Raw genomic sequence first — 20,935 nt, forward strand, 5'->3', positions numbered from 1 at the left:
GCCGTCACAAAGCCGCCGTCCCCGTGCGACTCATTTCTCAAACGGAAGTGTGACGATGCCCGCCAAAGACTCTCTCTCCGCCGCCGGCCTTGCTCAGGGAACGTTCGAGGTCGATGCGAACGGTCAGGCCACCTACAAGCTCCCGATCGATCTGCCACCAGGCATCGGCAACTTCCAGCCGAGCCTCGCACTCGTCTACAACCACCGCCAGCCCAATGGCCTCATGGGCGTGGGCTGGAGTCTCTCGGGCCTTTCGGCCATCACGCGGCTCAAGGCCACCTACGCGGTGGATGGCTTCAACGGCGCCGTCACCTACGGCCCGAACGACCGCTTCGCCCTGGACGGCCAGCGCCTCATCAACGTGCAGGGCGACTACGGCTCCGCGGGCACCGTCTACAACACCGAGATGCAGAGCTGGAACTACGTGCTGGCGGGCGCGACACCGGAGGAGGGCTTCACCGTCTACGGCAAGTCGGGCGAGCTCCGCGCGTACGGCACGACGGCCAACAGCCGCATCCTCGCTCCCGGTAGCACCCACATCCGCGCCTGGGTGCTCGCCTCCGTGACGGACCGAGATGGCAACCGCGTCGAGTTCACCTACACGCTCTCTCCGGACGGCCAGAACGCCGACTCGGGCTCCTATTTCATCCAGCGCATCGCCTACACGGTTCGAGACGACGGCACGCAGGCGAACCGCTTCGTCGACTTCACCTACGAGCAGCGCCCCGATCCGATCGAGGACTACGTGGCTGGATATCCGGTCAATCTCTACTACCGCCTGACGTCCATCATGACGTCGGTGGGCGAAGACGAGACGGTCCGGACCCTCACGCTTGGCTATCGCACCAGCTCCGCCACGCGGCTCAGCTGCTTGGAGTCGATCACCCTCACCGGCTCGAAGTCGGAAGGCTCACCGTCGCTTCCGCCGACGACGCTCGTCTGGCAGGACGTTGCCTCGCCGGGCTTCGACATCAACTCCTCCTCGACGCTGGATCAGCATCTCGGTCAGTCCGACATCCGCACGATGGATGTCAACGGCGATGGGCGCACCGACCTCGTGCAGCTCTGGACCGACAAGGACGGCTCGTTGCACGCCACGACGTATCTGGCCACGCCGGGGAGTGATGGAACGACCTATGTTCGCGCCGCCGACACGAACCTCGGCTCGTTTCCCGATCCGCGCGAGATCCACCCCGTGGATCTCAACGGCGATGGGCGCACGGATCTCCTGATCGTCTACGCGAGCGGACCGAACAGCGACCTTCGCCTCGCGGCCTTCCTCTCGAATGGAACGTCGTTCGACGACGGCGGTATCTTCGAGACCGGCGACTCCTGGACCTCGAAACACATCCAGTTCTTTCCCATGGACGTCAATGGAGATGGGCGCACGGACCTGGTGGAGGCGTACGCGCACTACGACCCGAACCAGGGCGAGCTCCTCTACTTCCGCGCGTACCTCTCGAAGTTCGGTGATGCACCGGACGCCACGTTCACCGAGGGAATCGTCAGTCCGACGGACGACCCGGCGAACCCGGCCCGGGTGCTTGCGTTCTGGCCCATGGATGTCAACGGCGATGGGATGCTGGATCTCGTGCGCGTCTGGCAGGATGGCTCCGACCAGACCCTCGTCGCGACGGCGTACCTGGGAGAGAGCAGCGGCATCGATGACGTCTCCTTCACGTCCTCGGTCAAGAGCAACCTGGGCACGCTCAATCTCACCAGCCAGATCGCCTTCCTCCCGGTCGACATCAACGGTGATGGTGTCCTGGATCTGCTGCAGATCTGGCGGGAGACAGGCAACTCCTCGACGACGCTGCACCTGACGACATTCCTGTGCAATGCGGCGGGGGCGTTCGTCCAGGGGCCTGACTCGGCCTTCCAGGACGAGACGATCGATCCGGACGGCTTCTTTCCCATGGACCTCGACGGGAGCGGCATCACCGCCATCGTCAACAAGTGGATCTCCGGCGACAACCGCCTGATGTTCACCGCCTTCCGCGGCTCGCCGTCGGGTACCTACCGTGTGCTCGAGCCGTTCGATGCTGGCGATGCCGGAACCACCGTCGTCAACGCGAAGTTCTACCCGTGCGACGTGAACGGCGATGGCAAGGCCGACCTGATGCGAGTCGGCACCGACGTGAACCAGCAGCCCGTCGTCGTTCCGTACACCTCGTCGGGCGGTGCGGTGGATCTCGTGGCTGCCTTCACGAACTCACTGGGCGGCGTGGTCGAGATCGGCTACGCGCCGCTCTCTGACTCCAGCGTCTATGGCCCGGGTGACCCGCTCACCTTCCCGGCGGGAGCGGGGGGGCGCTATCCCAATCCCTTGACGCCGACGCAGTACCCGGTCCAGGCGGTCATCGGCCGCGCGACCTACGTCGTATCTCGGTACACCCAGCGCAACGAGTCGTCCGCCAATCGCTTCGCCTACAGCACGACGAATACCGTGACGTACGCCGGCGCGCAGCTCAACCTGCTGGGCCGCGGGTGGCAGGGGTTCAAGACCGTGACGAACCTGGCGCAGGACACCGGGCTCGTCACGGTGGACACCTACAACCAGGACTTCCCCTATACGGGTACCAAGGCGTCCTCGCGTGTCGAGGCCAACGGCGCCTACTCGTCGGATCCACGTGTTCCGAAGGATCAGACGGTGCTGATGAGCGTCACGGCGCAGGAGTACACGGCGTATACCCGCGCCACGGGCGCCACGTCGCCCCATCCCATCGTCCATGAGACGCTGCGGACGTCCGTGCGGTGGGAGACGTGGAGCTACGGCACCTTCGACTACGCGCTCGCCCACACGTACAATTACGACGACTACGGCAACGAGACGCTCGATGCGACCCTGGGGTACGTCGACGCCGACGGGCAGCCGCTCAATCCCTCGGAGGCGGTGTACCAGCACCGGCAGTTCCAGAATGACCTCCTCAGTCCGGGCTGGGCGCTCGGTTACCTCCGCTACGCGAAGGAGAGCGCCAACGCCGAGGACCCGGACATCACCCGATTCCTGCCGGGCGACTACCACCTGCAGGTGTGCACGTACGAGCCGTCGACGTACAACCTGCTCACGCAGGGCCAGTGGGATGACACGAACAATGCCTTTCTGACGGTCCGCTACGGCTACGACGCCTTCGGCAACAAGAAGACCGAGACGAAGCCCGGCGGCTTCGCCACGACGTACGACTATGACCCGGACTACCACACGTATGTGATGCGTACGACCACGCCGCCCAACCAGCAGGGTGTGGCGCTGGTCACAACGAGTGGCTACGACCCTCGCTACGGCGTCCAGGTCGCGAGCGGCGACGCGAACGGCGTCATCTTCGTCTCGAAGCTCGATGCCTTCGGGCGCAAGGAGCTGGGGCAGGGCCCGGTCCCCTCGGGCACACAGGGCGACGCGAATGGCGTCACATCGCTCGTCACGGGAACGGCCGACCTCCGCGCCACGTTCCAGAATGCCCCCGTCGTGACGACGCAGCTCACGCGGTACCTCGATGATGGCCAGGGTGGCATCTACACCGAGGTGCAGTCGCTCCAATCCTTCCCGACGACAGACGCGCGTGAGCTCGTCTGGAAGCAGAGCTATGTCGACGGCCGTGCGCGCTCACGCGAGGTGGTGCGCCAGACCGGGCAACAGGCCGGCAATGCCATCGTCCTGACCGACTACTCCCAGGACAAGCCGTCAGTGGAGAGCTTTCCCTTCTTCTCCTCGACGTCGGTCGTCTCCAGCGCCCCGTATTCGCTCCTCACCACCTATGACATCCTCGGCCGGCCCATCCAGCGCACGGTGCCCTCGGGTCCCGATGGCACGATGGCCTCGGTCACGACGTGGTTCTACGGAAGTGGTGGTGCCGTCACCATCACGAGTGCCTCCGGCTCGGACACGCCCTACGTCGAGGTACATACCCACCACTATTACAACGGCAAGGACACCGTGACCGCCGTCACCGTGGATCCAGACGGCGCGAACGCGACGACGGTGTTCACGTATGACGCGGTGGCGCGGCTCACCTCCGTGACGGATCCGCCCACCCCGACGAGCCCGAACGGTGTCAGCAACACCCTCGCCTACGACTCGCTCGACCGCCGCAAGTGGATGGACAATCCCGACCAGAATACGACCGGGGATTCGAGCATCAAGGCGATGACGTTCACCTATGACGCGGCGACGGGACTGCAGTCCGGCCAGACCGATGCAGCCCGGGCGACGACCTCGTACACCTATGACGGCCTCGGTCGCCTGCTCACCAAGACGCTCAGCGACTCGAGGACCTTCACCTATACCTACGACACCGGGACGAACGGAAACGGGCGGCTCGCGAAGGTCGTTGCGACGCAGGCCGACGGTACGGTGGAGTCGCAATACGACTTCGGGTACGACCCGTACGGCAACCTCAACGCCAATGTGCTGACCCTCGAGGGAGAGTCCTCCCCCTTTTCCATCAGCAGCGTCTTCGATGCACAGAAGCGCGTGGTCCGTCAGACCTATCCCGACGCCACGACCCTGGAGCGCACCTACTCCTACGGCCAGTTCATCTCCGGGACACTCGACGGGGCTCGCACCGATTACCCGCTCGACGACTACAGCGCCTGGCAGAAGGCGGGCACGTCCGTCTACGGGCAGGGGCTCCTTCCCGGAAACGGCGTCGTGACGAACTACACATTCAGTCCGCTCGGCCAGGTGGTGGGTGAGGTCGTCAATGCCGCCTCGGGCAGGGTGCTCGACCTCTCCTATACCTACGATCCGCTCAATCAGTTGCTCTCGGTGACGGACAACAGCGATGGCAATCAATCGCAGTCATTCACCTATCTCAACCGCCGCCTCACGAGCGCGTCGGTCCCTGGCTTCACCGGCGGCTCCTACGCGTATGACGACTCCGGCAATCTCACCACGAAGGACGAGGTCATCTACACCTCGACGGCGCACTTCGTGTCGAGAGGCATTCGTCATGGCGAGCAGGTCTATTCGGCGACGCCTGACGCCTGTGGGCGTACGCGGTCCCGCACGTCGTACGGCGTGACGCTGGGCTTCGAATACGACGGCCTCTCCTGCCTGCGAAAGGTGACGGCGGCCGACGGAAGCACGCTGCGCGAGATGTTGTCCGACCACGTGGGCCGGCTCCTCCGCCAGGTCGATGCGGACGGCAACGTCACCCTGTTCATCGACCCCGCCTATCAGGTCTACCGGCCCAACGGGGGCCGCGACACCGTCACGAAATACCTCCTGGACGACCGGGGCACAGCCGCTGCGATCACGAGCAGTGGCGTCGTCTACTTCCGGCGCGACTTCAAGGGGAGCAATACGCACGCCTTCGGTGCGGAGGCCACGGTCGTCACGCAGATCGCCTACGGCGGCTACGGTGAGCGGCGGATCGTGAGTGGCACCGGCTTCGCTCCCGAGTACGAGCAGCGCCCCTTCGACACCGAGCTCGGCCTCTACTACTTCGGTGCGCGCTACTACGATCCGGCCATCGGCCGGTTCCTGACGCCCGACTCGCAACCCGGTTCGGACTACCTCCTCCACCCGGATGCCTTCAACCGCTTCGCGTTCGAGCTGAACAACCCCATCAACCTCGTGGATCCGACGGGACACGCGGCCTGGGGCGCCGGTTTCGCGCTCGCCGTCCTGCTCTTCTTCGTCGGCGCGGCGGCCATCGTGCTCACCGGCGGGGCGGCGACACCGTGGGTCGTCGCTGCCGGGGCCATCATCGGGACAGGGCTTGTCGGCGCGGGGCTCAATGCGGGCATCTACTCCTACACGCACAAAGACGTTCATGGCTCTGCCTTCTGGAAGGGCTACGGCGTCAATGCCGGCGTCGGCTTCGCGGTCGGCGCCATCACGGGCGGCCTGGCCACGGCGTTCAGCCCCGCCATCGACTTCGCCGCGAACGCGCTGGTGCAGAGAGGTCTTCAGTGGGCGACTTCACGGGGCATCCAGTTGCTGTCGGAAGAGGCTCTCGAGAAGACGCTCCAGTACACCGCGCGCGCGACCCTGTGGGCGGCGTTCGGGTCTGTCACCACGGGGGTTGGGGACATGTTCACGCAGTTCATGTCGAATGTGGCCGAGAAGAAGGTCCTCGGAGAGGCCAATGTCTCGCTCTCGGATGGACTGGGGCGGGCGTTCCTCACCGGCTTTGGCTTCGGAGCCCTCGCGGGGGCGTTCCAGGGCATCGCCGACTCGGTGATGCTCAAGAAGACCTACGGGCCAGAGGAGCTCACGACCCAGCCAGTCGAGATGACGGGGGTGGGGAAGAGCGAAGCGACGCCCCTTCTCGGTGACATGGCGTCGGTCTACACGCTGAATATCTCGGTCCAGTCGACGATCAAGAGCCGCATCATCCTCTTCGGGCTCGGCGAAGGCTCGCTCATCGTCGATGCGGCCCTCGAAGCGAACGGATATTGAGCAACGTCCGCACCCTCTGGGCGGATATCTCGGGGAGATGACTCGCACAGTGGGCCGGAGCGCCAGGGGCACACCCGGGTGGGTGTGCCCCTCATCCGCGCCGCAAGCGCGGTGACTACTTGATGTTCTGGTTGAGCTGCGCGCACTCCGCGGCGGAGACGTTCTCACCGCAGACCGCGATCTGGTCCTGCGGCCTCGCGTCCGACTGGTTGCTCACCAGCGCGTTGCCGAGCACGTGGTTGAGCGCGTTGAGGTTGTAGCCGTTGTCCTGCTCCATCTGCCAACCGAACACCCCGGCCAGGCCGTTCGCCTTCGCGTAGGAGGCCTTCAGCGCCACGGTGCGAGGCGTCTCGATGGTGATGAACGAGCCGATCGGGTTGACCAGGTAGTCCGCGTTGGAGGCCTTGTCCGTGTAGAGGCGGTAGCCGTTCTTGGGCTTCAGGTCCTTGTCGAGGAAGTTCTGGTACAGATCATAGCCCTCCACCACGCCGGCCTCCCACGAGCCGACACCGGCGATGCCCAGCACGAGCCCGACGCCGGTGGCGCTCAGGTTGCCGAAGGTGGAGCTCCCCTTCAGGCCGTTGGTGTACTCGGTGATGTCACCGACGTTGATGGCCTTGGCGCGGTGGTAGTTGGCGATGCCAATCATGATCTTGTTCGCCGGCGCTCCCTCTTCCCTCAGCGTCCGGACCGCCGCGTCCACGGAGAAGGGCGCGATGTTCCCCTGGGCATCCTTGTAGTTGGGATTGGTGAAGAGCGGCGTGTGGTGGGTGAACGCGCGCTCCCAGGAACCGGAGAAGTCGTACGTCATCAGGTACAGGCGGTCGAGGTACTTGCTCGTCTCCGCCCAGTTGATGAGCTTCAGCTTGCTCGGGACCGCCGAGATGGCGCTGGAGAGGCGGTACTGCTTGCCGGTCTTCTTGCCCAGCCAGTCCATGCCGGCGCGTAGCTCCTTCAGCAACTGCAGGTAGTTCTGCGGGTCGTCCGGGCGGGACATACCGGGCACCGCGCCGTCGGTGCCCGGGTACTCCCAGTCGATGTCGATGCCATCGAAGTCGAACTGCTCCAGGAAGCGGACCACCGAGTCCACGAACGCCTTGCGCCGCGTCGGATCATGCGCCATCCACGGGAAGCCCTCGCTCAGGGTCCACCCGCCGACCGACAGGTCCAGCTTCAGGTGCGGATTCTCCTGACGCAGCTTGTAGAGGACACCGAACACGCCCGCCACGTCCTTCGGGTCCAGATCATACATGGGCTCCGTGCCCGTCACCTTGCCTCCGCTCTGGCCCGGCTGGATGCGGACGAAGGCCGCCTCGAAGTCCGCGACGGCCATCGCGCCGTCCGGCAGGTTGCTCTGCTTGCACGTTCGATTGACCGCCGCGGGCGCGGTGGTGGGGAAGCCCGGGTCCTGCGTGTTCTTCGCGGCCGGGTAGCAGATGCCAGCGAACCCGTAGACGAGCCGGTGCACGTTCTTCACCGGCAGCTTGTTGAAGTCGAAGCGACGGCCATAGATGGCCCAGTCCCCGAGGTACTCGACGATCTCCTGTCCGGCGCTCAGCTGATACACGTTGTGCTGGAGTGGCAGCGTCCCGGGAGGAAGCTTGGAGACGCGCCCACCCGTGTCCGCGTCGAAGCCGGGGTGATTGCCACCCGGGTCCGTCGAGGGGTCGATCCCGCCGCGAGTGCCGCCGGTGCCGGTGCCGGAGACCGGATGGGCCGCGCTGATGGGCCCAGAAGGCAGGGTGCTGCCCGCGCGCGGGTTGCCCGTCACCACCGACGGCTGGCCGTAGTCGATGTTGTTGGGGATGGCCACCGGGCACAGGTTGTCATCCGGAACGCCGACGAGCTCCCACATGTTGTAGATGGTGTCGTCGGGCCTGATTCCATGCACGTCGGCGAGGGCGCGATAGGCCCTGCCGTTGTATCCGACGATCTTCCCCTTCGCATAAATCCGGGTGGCCACCCACGCGGGTGCGCAGAACGGCGTCGTGGGGCCGCCACCGCCGCCCGTGTCGGTCGGCGCCACCTTCCACAGTGTGGAGGCGTTGGGCGGCTCCCAGCCCGCCGCGGAGGTGTGGGAGAAGATGCACTGGTACTTCACGCCATTGTAGGAAACGACGTCGCCCACCGAGTACCGCGTGTTGGCGGCCCAGGGCGCGGCCGTGTCGGTGCCAGCGTCCGTGCCGCCACCCACGCCTCCGTCGGAGCCTCCTCCACCGCCATCGCAGCTCCCTCCTGGCTGCCAGAGCGAGGCCGTGTCCCTGGGGTTCCAGTTGGTCCCGGGCTGGGCGGTGTGGGCCACCCGTGCGGTGTACGTCGCTCCCTGGTAGGTCACCACCTGGCCGGCCGTGTAGCTCGCGCCTTCGGTCCACTCGGAGCAGGCCGCCAGCAGCGAGCTCTTGTTCTCCGCCAGCGGGGTGGCGTCATGCTCACCGCAAGCAGTTCCCAGGAACAGGATGGCCGCCACCGTGGCGGACAGACCCAATGCACCACGTCGCATAACGCCTCCAAAATGCACGAGAAGGAGGAGGCGAGAGGCCTTCTCCACGCCCCCTGGATGCCTGGTCGGGCAGGGTTCATCGAGCCGCGCCGCCAGGTTCATGCAGGCGTTATGGAGACCGGAGGCCCATTTTTCGGGTCATCGCGCGGGCGGACGCGTCACCCGGCCCCGTCTCACCCCGCGCAGGGGAGGATGCGGAGGATCTTGATCTTCGTCGCGCTGCTGCCCGGTGCGGCGAAGGCTACGCTGCCGTCCGGGAAGGCCACGAAGTCCTGATAGCGATTGCCCTGTAGGTGGGGGCGAACGCGATCCGGTTGCTGTTGTCGGTCTTGCAGATGGAGACGAACTTGCGAGCCGCCGGATCCCAGATGAGCCGCTCATAACCGCTGTGGCTGCAACCCCAATGATGGGACGCCAGCTCGACTGGGGATCGAGCTGGCTTGCATCCGGGGTCCGCGCTCCCCCGGCTCAGGGCTGGTGTACGCGGGGCAGGCGGCTCATGCGCCGGGCGATGTGGAAGCTCATCTCCAGCGCCTGACGGTAGTTGAGTCGCGGATCGCAGAGGGTGGCGTAGTTGCGCTCCAGATCCTGCTCGGTGATGCCAACAGCACCGCCCACGCACTCGGTGACGTCCTCACCCGTGAGCTCGAAGTGCACCCCACCCAGGTAGGAGCCGAGCTTCTCGTGCACGTCGAAGCTCTGCTCCACCTCGCGCAGGACGTCCTGGAAGTTGCGCGTCTTGATGCCGGAGGAGGTGCTCACGGTGTTGCCGTGCATCGGATCGCACACCCACAGCACGAGCCGGCCCGCCCGCCTCATGGCCTCCACCACCGGGGGGAGCGCGTCCGCCACCTTCTGGGCGCCCATGCGGGTGATGAGGACGAGCTTGCCCGGCTCATTGTCCGGGTTGAGCTGCTCGGTCAGGCGGACGGCGTCCTCGGGAGACACGCTGGGGCCCAGCTTCACCCCCACCGGGTTGCGGATGCCGCGGAAGAACTCCACGTGTGCCCCGTCCAGGGCCCGGGTGCGCTCGCCAATCCACGGCAGGTGCGTCGTCAGATCGTACCAGCCCTTCTTCCACGGGACCTGGCGTGTCTGGGCCGACTCGTAGTGGAGGTTGAGGCCCTCGTGGCTGGTGTAGAAGTCCACGCGGGTGAGGTCCGCCACGGTGCGCTCGCCCAGGGCCTCCATGAAGCGCAGGGCCTCGCTGAGCTTGCGGGTGGTCTGCTCGTACTCCTCGCGCATCTCGCCCGGCACGGCGGCCTGCCGGAAGAAGCTCAGGTCCCAGTACTCGGGGTGGTGCACGTCCGCGAAGCCACCGTCGCTCAGCGAGCGCACGAAGTTGAGCGTCATCGCCGCGTGGTGGTAGCAGGCCAGCAGCAACTTCGGGTCCGCCCGCCGCGCCTCGGGGGTGAACTCCGGCCGGTTGACCAGGTCCCCGAAGTAGCTGGGTAGCTCCACGCCCCCGCGCACCTCGGTGGGCTTGGAGCGCGGCTTGGCGTACTGGCCGGCGATGCGTCCCACCCGGATGACGGGCCGGTGCCCCCCATGGATGAGCACCAGCGACATCTGCAGGATGATCTTCTGCCGGTTGGTGATGATGTCCGAACGGCAGTCGGAGAGCGACTCGGCGCAGTCTCCGCCCTGCAGCAGGAAGCGGCGGCCCTGCTGGGCCTCCGCCAGCAGCTCGCGCAGCCGCTCCACCTCCCAGGAGGTGACCAGTGGAGGCAGGCGGCCGAGCGCCGCGACGACGTCCTCGACCTCCTTCGGATCCTCGTAGCGGACGTCTTGGGTGATGGGCTTCGTCTTCCAGGAAGTGGGGGACCAGGTGCTCATACAGGGGTAGGAATATCACACCCGGGGCATGACCCGTGCACGGGTATCGATGCATCCCGTCGGAAGCCTGCTCGGAACCGGGTCCGAGCAGGAATACTTGATGCTTGGGCTACTGTCCGTCCCAGTTCGAGAACGGTGCGTCGGGCGTCATCGCGATCTCGTAGGGCGTGCCGTTCAGGATGTTCTCGGACGCCGTCCCCGTACTCTGGTGGATCATGTATGAGTAGGAGCGTCCCTCCTTCTCGATGATGTTCCCCACGAGCTCCACGCCGTCCACATGGTAGAGGATGATGGAGGCGTTGCGCACGCTGTTCCGACGGACCGTGACGAGCGAGTCGTACATCAGGTCGATCGAGCAGCCCTCGAGCGTGTTCTCCTCGACCAGGTTCCGCGTTGGATTCGTGCGCGGCGCCTTGTGGGAGTACTCGAGGATCCCCATCTTCCCGTTCGCGGAGCCCAGCGCCATGGTGATGTGGTTCCCACGGATGATCTGATCGGTGTTGCTCCAATAGATGATGGGGCCGTCGATGTAGCGGTTTCCGTCTCCGTCCCGCATGGTGTTGCGCTCCAGGAGGACGCCGCGACCGTCGGTGTTGACGAAGTCACCCCCTCGGTTGTGGTGGAACTGGTTGCCGCGGATCGTGATGTCCTGGCTCTTGTACTTCAGGCTCTCGATGTCGATCCCGAACTGCGGCGCCGTCCCGTTGATGTGGTGGATCTCGTTGTTCTCGATCAGGACGCGCATACCACCGACGATCGAAATGCCCTGACGACGGTTGTCGAAGATCTCGCTGTGGGTGATGGAAACGTCCTTGCAGGAGGAGCCCTCCTCGCCCTGCGCGACGATCAGGACGCCGTCGCCAATCGCCTTGCTCAGGCGGACGCGGTCGATGGCGACGCGCTCGCTCTCGTCCTCGATGCAGATGCAGTGGCCCTCCTCTCCATTCACCTTGAAGTCATGGACGTCGCGGTCGCCGATGATCGACCCGCCTGAGACGCCCACATCATGCGCGTGAGAGATGTCGATCACGCAGTAGGCCCAGGTGTCGGTCGGACGGAGTTGGAGCACCGTGTCGTCGTCCATCACCAGGATCATCCGGCTCGGGAGGACGATCCCTCCCGTGTAGGAATCCGAGAGCTTCTTCCCGATGGAGTAATGGCCGGTCGGGAGTTTCACGCGGCCGCAGCCCTCGTCGACGAGCGCCTGGAGGGCGGCGTTGATGCCATCGGTCGTCTCGTCCGGGTGTGTCCCGTCGTTCCAGATGTTCCACCTCGTCAGCTCGATGGTGCACTCCTTCGCCGGTACATTCGGCGAAGTCGGCAGCGGCGGAGCGGACGGCTCGGATCCTTGACCGGGGTCGGGATCGGATGCGCAGGCGGCGAGGAGGAGCGAGCTGGCGAGGACGATGTATCCGCGAGGTGAGAGTTTCATCAGTGCGCACGCTACAGCGCCCGGACCGCTCGACGAACACAGATGAACGACGGGATGGATGCGCACGGACTCCGAGTGCTCCGCATCCACGCGGCGGGCGAATCATCCTTCGAACTGCTGGGCGCTCTACCCAATGCTGGATGAGGGATGAAGAGTTGAGCGACCAGCTTGCCCCGTACGCGCCCCTGCGCCCCGGGTGACTATTTCTCGCGCAGTGCGGCGAGGACCTCGCGCGCGGCGGCTACGGACGAGGCCGGGTTCTGTCCGGTGACGAGCCGCCCGTCACGCACCGCGAAGCTGCCCCACATGGGGCCGGACTCGAAGCGGGCGCCCTGCTCCCGCAGCCGGGTCTCCAGGGGGAAGGGCACCACCGTGTCCAGCCTCACCGCCTTCTCCTCCTCGTTGGTGAAGGCCGCCACGCGCTTGCCCTCCACGATGGGTTTGCCATCCGGTCCCTTCACGCCCACGAGGGCCGCCGGCCCGTGGCAGACGGCCGAGACCACCGCGCCCCGGGCATACGCCGTCGTGAGCAGCGAGTGCAACGGCGCGTGCGTCGCCAGGTCCCACATCACGCCGTGGCCGCCCACCACGAAGTAGGCGTCATAGGTGTCCTTCACCTTCTCGAGGACGAGGGTGTTCGCGAGCTTCTTCTTCGCCGTCTCGTCCGCGAGGAAGGCGCGGGTGGCCTCGGAGGCCTCCTTCTCGCTCTTGGGGTCCGCCGGGGCCATTCCGCCCAGGGGCGAGGCGATGTCCACCTGCGCGCCCGCCTTCGTGAACTCGGCGTAGGGGGCCGCCATCTCCTCGAGCCAGAAGCCGGTGGTCTCCTTCGTGTTTCCCAACTGCGTGTGACTGGTGACGATCAGCAGGATCTTCACGGCGGTCAGTGCCTTCATGGTGCGTGCTCCTTCATCGGGCCACCCGGTACGGGGGCCAACGGAGCGGACAAGTACCGCCGCGCCTGGCTGAAGAAAATCGAGAGGCTCTTCGCATAATGTGAAGCCATGCTTGGCAATCATGAAGCGTTGTGGACGCTCTGGGAGGTGAGCCGGGCGGGCACCCATGCCGCCGCGGCCGCGCGCCTGGGCATCACTCCCTCCGCCGTGGGACAGCAACTCAAGGCCCTGGAGGCGCGCGTGGGCGTGGCGCTGTTCGAGCGGGTAGGGCGGCGGGCCCGGCTCACGGCCGCGGGGACCGCGCTCGTCGAGCGTCTTGGAGAGCACCTGCCCGCCCTGGACGCCGCGCTCGAGGAGGCGTCCGAGGCCCACAGGGCGGTGCGGGGAGAAGTGTCGTTGGGTGGGCCTTGGCCCTTCTACCGGTACTGGTTGCGTCCGCGCCTGCCGGAGTTGCTGGAGCGCCATCCCGAGCTGCGCTTGAACGTGCGCTTCGACGTACCGAGCCTGCTCGTGCGCCGGCTCCTCGCGGGCGAGCTGGACGTGGCCCTCCTCGGCGTGTTGCCGGAGGCCCCGGGGTTGGAGGTGCGGCGGGTGGGCCAGGAGGAGTTCGTGGCCGTGGCCTCGCCGGGCTACGTGCGGCGGTGGGGCACACCCCGGACGGTGAGCGACTTCGGGGCCCATCGCTTCATCGCGTTCGATGCCGATCTGGCGATGCTCGGCCCATGGTGGCGCGCGGCCTTCGGTTCCCGCGAGCCGCTGCCCACGCGGGTGGTGTGCCGCATCGCCAACCTGGATGAGATGTTGGCGCTCGCCGAGGCGGGCAGCGGCATCGCGGTGCTGCCCGACTATCTGGTGGAGCCGGCGGTCCGCGCGGGAAGGGTGGTGGTGCTCACGCCGGAGTCCGGCCGGCGCTCCATCCGGCGTCCTCGAGGGATCCTCTGGGTTGCCTGGCGCCGGGCCGCGGCTCCCACGGCGCGCTTTCTCACAGTGCGAGATTGGCTCCTGGAAGGGACTCCTGGCGCCTGAACCGTGGCGGCGCGGGTGCCGGCCGGGTCTTCTGATTGAGAAATCAAAGAATCATCTGACGGTATTGGATGTGATGGAAAGTGGACTGACGCTCTTCTGATTTGCCTTTGGGGGCCGTTTGGGTGCATACTCGCGAGCCTCTGACTGAACGGACCATGACGAACACCCTCTCCACCCTCGAGCTGACCCTTCGCCCGGCGACGAACCGTGGCGTGCGTTCGCTCGTGGTGGTGCTCGTAGTCGTCCTGGTAGCCGTAGTGCTCCTCGCGGTGCTTCTTGCGCCGGGGGCCGGGCCACCGTTCTGACACTGGAGAGAATCCAGGCCTGAGCGAGAAGCCCTGCCCCCGAAAACGGAGGCGGGGCTTTTCGTTTTTCGGCGTCCTCAACCCCTCGTGGTTCGCAGTGGAGGCGCAATGACGAAAGCTGGCACAAGCCCCAAGATAGAGCAGGTGCCCACGGGGCACGGCGATTCCTCGAGCGGCTCCGCCCCGGAACACGCCAGGAGTACGACGAAACGAACCGGAGCCGAAATCGTCTGGGAGGTCCTCGCCAGCGAGGGAGTCGAGGTCGTCTTTGGCTACCCGGGCGGGGCCATCATGCCCATCTACAATGCCTTGCATCAGCGGCCGATCCGCCACGTCCTCGTGCGCCATGAGCAGGGGGCGGCACACATGGCGGATGGTTATGCGCGCGCCTCGGGAAGGGTCGGTGTGTGTCTGGCCACCTCCGGTCCAGGGGCCACCAACCTGGTGACGGGAATCGCCACCGCGATGCTGGATTCCTCCCCCCTCGTCTGTATCACCGGCCAGGTCCCCGCCTCGCTGCTGGGCAGTGACGCCTTCCAGGAGCTCGACATCACGGGCGTCACCCTCCCCATCACCAAACACAACTACCTGGTGACCCGGGCGGAGGACATCGCACCCACCCTCCGGGAAGCCTTCTTCATCGCGCGCTCGGGCCGTCCCGGGCCCGTGCTCGTGGACATCACCAAGGATGCGCAGCAGGCCACCGCCGCCATCGAGCCCCGGCCCCCGGCCGTGCGGCTGCCCGGCTACCGTCCCGCGCACCACCCATCCGCGGAGGACCTGACGCGCGCCGCCGAGCTCATCGCTGCGGCGGAGCGGCCGCTCATCCTCGCCGGTCACGGCATCATCAAGGCCGAGGCCTCCCCGCAGCTGATGGAGCTGGTGGAGAAGACGGGCATTCCGGTGGCCAGCACGCTGCTCGGCCTGGGCGGCTTTCCGGCGACGCACCCGCTCAGCCTCGGGATGATGGGCATGCACGGGGAGGCGTGGGTCAACACCGCCATCCAGGAGTCCGATCTCCTGATTGCCCTGGGCATGCGCTTCGACGACCGGGTGACCGGCAACCTGAAGACGTATGCGCGCAAGGCGCGGAAGATCCACGTCGAGATCGACCCCTCCGAGCTCAACAAGAACGTCCAGGTGGACGTCGCGCTGGCGGGGGAGCTGCGCCGGACGCTCACGGAGCTGATTCCCCGCGTCGCGCGGCGCACGTGCACCCCCTGGGTGCAGCACATCAATGCCCTCAAGAGCAACTCGGCGGCGCGAGACATCCAATACATGCCGCACAACGGGAGGCTCCACGCGGCTCACGTCATCCATGACTTGTGGTGGCTGACCCGGGGCAAGGCCCTCATGGTCACCGACGTGGGTCAGCATCAGATGTGGGAGGCCCAGTACTACCGGCATGAGCGCCCGCGGCAACTCATCACCTCCGGTGGGCTGGGGACCATGGGCTTCGCCCTGCCGGCCGCGATGGGCGCACGCCTCGCCCAGCCGGGCGAGGAGGTCTGGGTGGTGGTGGGCGACGGCGGTTTCCAGATGTCGGCGGCCGAGCTGTCGACCTGTGCCCAGGAAGGCATCAAGCTCCACGTGGCCATCATCAACAATGGCTATCTCGGCATGGTGCGGCAGTTGCAACAGTTCTTCTATGAGAACCGCTACACCGCCACCCCCCTGAGGAACCCGGACTTCGTGAAGCTCGTCGAAGCGCACGGATTGACCGGCCTGCGCGTCACCCGGCGAGAGGAGATTCCGGATGCAGTGGCACAGGCGCGGGCCAGTCCCTGCACCGCCGTCATTGACTTCAGGGTGGAGCAGGAGGACATCGTCTACCCCATGGTTCCAGCGGGTGCGAACCTCGACGAGATGATCCGCCGTCCGCAGGATGAGAGCGAGGTCTGCGCGACCTCTCCCTGGAGCAGTGGGGCCGTCTGAGGAGCCAACGCCATGAGCACATCCCTTCAACGGACCTTCATCGTTCACGTCGAGGATCGCCCCGGCGTCCTCAACCGTGTCATCTCGCTCTTCCGGCGCCGCGCCTACAACATCGACTCGCTCACGGTGGCGCGCACCGAGCGTCCCTCCATCTCACGCATCACCCTGGTGGTGGTGGTGGATGACCGAGAGGCGCGTCTGCTGGAAGCCAATCTCTACAAGCTCATCAACGTCCTCTACGTGGAGGACGTCACGCACCAGGGCCCGCTGGTTCGCGAGCTGGCCCTCATCAAGGTGAAAGCCACCGAGGAGACCCGCCCGCAGATCCTGCAGGTCTGCGACGTGTTCCGCGCTCGTGCCATCGACGTGACGCCCTCGGCGCTGGTGGTGGAGCTCACCGGAACGCCGGACAAGATCGACGGGCTCATCGAGGTGCTTCGTCCCTCCGGAATCATCGAGCTGGTACGCACCGGTGCCGTCGCGATGGAGAGGGGAGCCCGGTCCCCCCTCGCCGACGTGTTGGATGCGGCGCCCCCGGAGCAAGCGGCGTAGGCGAACCCTGTCATTGGCAATGCAGCAACTCCCTCCGCTCCCGAGGCGTGAGGAAGAAACCCTCGTATTACCCAAAGAGGCAGCACGCATGGACTGTAAGCACATCTGGATGAACGGGAAGCTGGTGGCCGCCGCCGAGGCGCAGATGAACTTCCTCACGCCCGCCACGCACTACGGCATGGCGGTGTTCGAGGGCATCCGCTGCTACCGGACGGCGAAGGGGCCCGCGATCTTCCGTCTTCGCGAGCACATCGAGCGGCTCCACAGGTCCGCGACGATCCTCGGCTGGCGTGAGCTGCCCTTCAGCGTGGGGCAGCTCATCGAGGCCTGCCTGGAGACGGTCTGGGCCAATGGCCATGAGGAATGCTACATCCGCCCGCTCATCTACCTCGGTGGCGGAGGGTGGAACCTCAACATCGACAGCGGCCAGGCGCACGTGGGCATCGCCGTGTGGTCCTGGAACGCCTATCTCGGCGCGCAGGCCGCTGAAAAGGGAGTGCGCGCCAACGTCTCCTCGTTCACCCGTCACCATCCCAACGTGGTGATGACCAAGTCGAAGGTCGCGGGGAACTATCCCAACTCGGTGCTCGCCAAGACGGAGTCGGTCCGCCTGGGGTTCGACGAGGCGATCATGCTGGACACGCAGGGCCTGGTGGCCGAGTGCACCGGTGAGAACATCTTCATCGTCCGGGGCAACCGGGTGATGACGCCGCCCGAGGGGCAGATCCTCGAGGGCATCACCCGGGACACGGTGATGATCCTGGCCCGCGAGATGGGCCTGGAGGTCAGCGCCCAGCCCATCTCGCGCGACCAGCTCTACACGGCCGACGAGGTCTTCGTCACCGGAACGGCCGCCGAGGTCATCGGCCTGCGGGAGATCGACTTCCGCACCATCGGAAACGGCCGCACCGGCCCCATCACCCAGAAGATTCAACAGGCCTATCACGCGGCCGTCCGTGGCGAGCTGCCACGCGCCGCGGAGTGGTTGACCTACGTACCCAACAGGTAGCGGTTCACAGCACAGGAGAAGAGGCGAACGGATGAGTACGGAGAGCACGAAGGATCGCGTCATCATCTTCGACACCACCCTGCGCGACGGCGAGCAGTCGCCCGGCGCCAGCATGAACGTGGCGCAGAAGCTCCAGGTGGCACTCGCGCTTCGAGACCTTGGCGTGGACATCCTCGAGCTTGGATTTCCGGTCGCTTCGCAAGGGGACTTCGAGGCCGTCGCCACCGTGGCCGGGCGGGTCGAGGGCCCCACGCTGTGCGCCCTGGCCCGTGCCAACAGGGAGGACATCGACCGGACGTGGGAGGCCCTTCGCACGGCCGAGCGCCGGCGCCTCCACGTGTTCCTCGCCACCAGTCCGCTCCACCGCGAGTTCAAGTTGAAGATGAGCCAGGAGGAGGTCCTCCGGCGCGCCGTGGAGGCCGTGCGCTATGCGCGCGAGCGCTTCGAGGACGTGCAGTTCTCCGCCGAGGACGCGGTGCGCACCGAGCCCGAGTTCCTCGCCGAGGTGGTGGAGCGCGTCATCGAGGCCGGCGCCACCACGGTCAACATCCCGGACACGGTGGGTTACGCGATGCCGGCCCAGTACTCCTCCCTCATCGCGTACCTGCGGCGCCACGTGCGCGGCATCGAGCGCGTCGTGCTGAGTGTCCACTGCCACAACGACCTCGGGCTGGCGGTGGCCAACAGTCTGGCCGCGGTGGTGGAAGGCGCGCGGCAGGTGGAGTGCACCATCAATGGCATCGGCGAGCGGGCGGGCAACTGCGCACTGGAGGAGGTGGTGATGGCCCTGCGCACGCGCCACGACTTCTTCGGCGTGCGGACCGGCATCCGCACCGAGCGTCTGTATCCCACCAGCCGGCTGCTCTCCAACGTCACGGGGCTGCAGGTCCAGCGCAACAAGGCCGTGGTGGGGCAGAACGCCTTCGCCCACGAGGCGGGCATCCATCAGCACGGAGTGCTGATGCACCGGGGCACCTACGAGATCATGCGTGCCGAGGACGTGGGATTCACCGGCAACAGCCTGGTGCTGGGCAAGCACAGCGGCCGCCACGTGCTGCGCCAGCGGGTGAAGGAGCTCGGCTACCAGCTGGACGGTCCGCAGATCGACAAGCTGTTCGAGGAGTTCAAGCGGCTGGCGGATCACAAGAAGGAGGTCTTCGACGCGGACCTGGAGGCCCTCATCCAGGGATTCATCGGCCCTCGGGAGCAGCCGGCCTGGAAGCTGGAGACGCTCAGCTGTGTCTCCGGTGTGGGGACCGTCCCCTCGGCCACCGTCTGCCTCGAGCACTCCGATGGGCGCCGGGTCCGCGATGCCGCGTGCGGCGATGGGCCCGTGGACGCCGTCTTCAAGGCCGTCGAGCGCATCACCGGCCAGCAGGTCCGCCTGTGTCGCTACCAGGTGACGAGCGTCACCGACGGCGAGGATGCCCAGGGGCATGTCGACCTGGAGGTGGAATCAGGCACCCGCCGGTTCCGCGGCCGGGCCGTGAGCACCGACATCATCGTCGCGAGCGCCCGTGCCCTGCTCGAAGCCCTCAACCGGGCGGCCAACACCACGAGCCCCATCCCCGTTTCCAGCCACGACGTCCCCTCCATGGAAGTGAGCGCGTGACATGAACCCTCCTGGACCCCGAAACCTGTTCCAGAAGATCTGGGAGTCCCACCTCGTCCGGCCGGAGACGGCCGAGATCCCCGCGGTCCTCTACGTGGATCTCCACCTGGTGCACGAGGTGACCTCACCCCAGGCCTTCAGCCTGCTGCGCGAGCGGGGCCTGCGTGTGCGGCGGCCCGAGCGGACCGTCGCCACCATGGACCACTCCACCCCGACCCTCCCGCGGGATGCGCAAGGGCGTTTCCCCGTGGCGGACGCGGAGGCGGCGGCGCAGCTCTCGCAGCTGGAGGACAACTGTCGCGAGTTCGGCGTGGAGCTGCACGCGCTGGGCACCGAGCGGCAGGGCATCGTCCACGTCATCGGGCCCGAGCTCGGTCTGACGGTGCCTGGCTCCACCATCGTGTGCGGTGACAGCCACACCAGCACCCACGGTGCCTTCGGTGCGCTGGCCTTCGGCATCGGCACCAGCGAGGTGGGGCATGTGCTGGCCACGCAGTGCCTGCTGCAGCGCCGGCCGAAGACGATGGAGGTTCGCGTGGAGGGCCGCCTCCGCCCTGGCGTGAGCGCCAAGGACATCATCCTGGGCATCATCGCCAGGGTAGGGGTGGGCGGTGGCACGGGGCACGTGCTCGAGTACACCGGAAGCGCCATCCGCGGCCTCTCCATGGAGGAGCGGATGACGGTGTGCAACATGTCCATCGAAGCCGGCGCGCGCGCGGGTCTCATCGCTCCGGACGACACCACCTTCGAGTACCTCGCCCGCCGCCCGCGCGCTCCCCGGGGAGAGGCCTGGGACAGGGCGGTGGCGCACTGGCGCACGCTGCCGACGGATCCGGGCGCCACCTATGACGCGGCGGTGACGCTGGATGCCGACGCGCTCGAACCGATGCTCACGTACGGGACCCACCCCGGCATGGGGATTCCCGTCACCGGCACCGTGCCCGCCCCGCACCAGCTGACGGATGCGAGCGCCCGCGACTCGCTGGAGCGTGCGCTGCGCTACATGGGGCTGACGCCGGGACAACGCCTGATCGGCCAGCCCATCGACGTGGTGTTCATCGGCAGCTGCACCAACTCGCGGCTGTCGGACCTGCGCGCCGCGGCCCATGTCCTGCGTGGGCGCAAGGTGGACTCCCGCGTGCGTACGCTCGTGGTGCCGGGCTCCCAGGAGGTCAAGCGGGCGGCGGAATCCGAGGGGCTGCACGACATCTTCCGCGAAGCAGGCGCGGAATGGCGGGAGCCCGGCTGTTCGATGTGCATCGCCATGAACGGGGACCAGGCGAAGCCCGGTCAGTACGTGGTGAGCACCAGCAATCGCAACTTCGAGGGGCGGCAGGGCAAGGGAAGCCGGACCTTCCTGGCCAGTCCGCTTACCGCCGCCGCCGCCGCCGTCACCGGCAAGGTCACCGATCCCCGCGAGCTCTTGAGGTGA

General features: G+C 66.7%; 11 protein-coding genes. 7 read left to right on the plus strand and 4 right to left on the minus strand.

The window, feature by feature from the left end:
- The first annotated feature begins 55 nt into the window (after positions 1-55).
- Entirely contained in the window at positions 56-6,403 is a 6,348-nt protein-coding gene (locus tag JQX13_RS39980; protein ID WP_203404662.1) for an FG-GAP-like repeat-containing protein, read from the plus strand.
- 115 nt (positions 6,404-6,518) lie between these two features.
- Here JQX13_RS39980 and JQX13_RS39985 read toward each other — a convergent pair whose 3' ends face one another.
- The 4 genes from JQX13_RS39985 to JQX13_RS40000 form a co-directional block, all read right to left on the minus strand.
- A complete protein-coding gene (locus JQX13_RS39985; protein ID WP_203404663.1) occupies positions 6,519-8,903 on the minus strand; it encodes a glycosyl hydrolase family 18 protein in 2,385 nt (794 codons plus the stop codon).
- Between the two features lie 468 nt (positions 8,904-9,371).
- Positions 9,372-10,739, minus strand: coding sequence for a class II 3-deoxy-7-phosphoheptulonate synthase (locus JQX13_RS39990; RefSeq protein ID WP_203404664.1), 1,368 nt, complete (start codon positions 10,737-10,739; stop codon positions 9,372-9,374).
- A gap of 109 nt (positions 10,740-10,848) precedes the next feature.
- Complete coding sequence (locus JQX13_RS39995; protein WP_203404665.1) at positions 10,849-12,171, minus strand: right-handed parallel beta-helix repeat-containing protein; 1,323 nt, start codon at positions 12,169-12,171, stop codon at positions 10,849-10,851.
- Between the two features lie 200 nt (positions 12,172-12,371).
- Positions 12,372-13,064 (minus strand): type 1 glutamine amidotransferase domain-containing protein, encoded by a 693-nt coding sequence (locus JQX13_RS40000; RefSeq protein WP_203404666.1) that lies wholly within the window; start codon positions 13,062-13,064, stop codon positions 12,372-12,374.
- 108 nt (positions 13,065-13,172) lie between these two features.
- On the opposite strand from JQX13_RS40000, the gene JQX13_RS40005 reads away from it, so the two are divergent.
- The 6 genes from JQX13_RS40005 (at position 13,173) to leuC (ending at position 20,935) form a co-directional block, all read left to right on the plus strand.
- Complete coding sequence (locus JQX13_RS40005) at positions 13,173-14,090, plus strand: LysR family transcriptional regulator (protein WP_203404667.1); 918 nt, start codon at positions 13,173-13,175, stop codon at positions 14,088-14,090.
- 413 nt (positions 14,091-14,503) lie between these two features.
- Positions 14,504-16,330 (plus strand): biosynthetic-type acetolactate synthase large subunit, encoded by a 1,827-nt coding sequence (ilvB, locus tag JQX13_RS40010; protein ID WP_203404668.1) that lies wholly within the window; start codon positions 14,504-14,506, stop codon positions 16,328-16,330.
- 12 nt (positions 16,331-16,342) lie between these two features.
- Positions 16,343-16,882 (plus strand): acetolactate synthase small subunit, encoded by a 540-nt coding sequence (gene ilvN, locus JQX13_RS40015; protein ID WP_203404669.1) that lies wholly within the window; start codon positions 16,343-16,345, stop codon positions 16,880-16,882.
- 88 nt (positions 16,883-16,970) lie between these two features.
- Positions 16,971-17,891, plus strand: a complete 921-nt coding sequence (locus JQX13_RS40020; RefSeq protein WP_203404670.1) for a branched-chain amino acid transaminase — start codon at positions 16,971-16,973, stop codon at positions 17,889-17,891.
- A 31-nt stretch (positions 17,892-17,922) separates the two neighbouring features.
- Positions 17,923-19,503 (plus strand): 2-isopropylmalate synthase, encoded by a 1,581-nt coding sequence (locus JQX13_RS40025; protein ID WP_203404671.1) that lies wholly within the window; start codon positions 17,923-17,925, stop codon positions 19,501-19,503.
- Position 19,504: 1 nt separating this feature from the next.
- Positions 19,505-20,935 carry a 3-isopropylmalate dehydratase large subunit gene (gene leuC / locus JQX13_RS40030; RefSeq protein ID WP_203404672.1) on the plus strand — a complete coding sequence of 477 codons (1,431 nt, stop codon included), beginning with the start codon at positions 19,505-19,507 and terminating at the stop codon, positions 20,933-20,935.

It is taken from the genome of Archangium violaceum, assembly GCF_016859125.1.
GTDB lineage: Bacteria > Myxococcota > Myxococcia > Myxococcales > Myxococcaceae > Archangium > Archangium violaceum_A.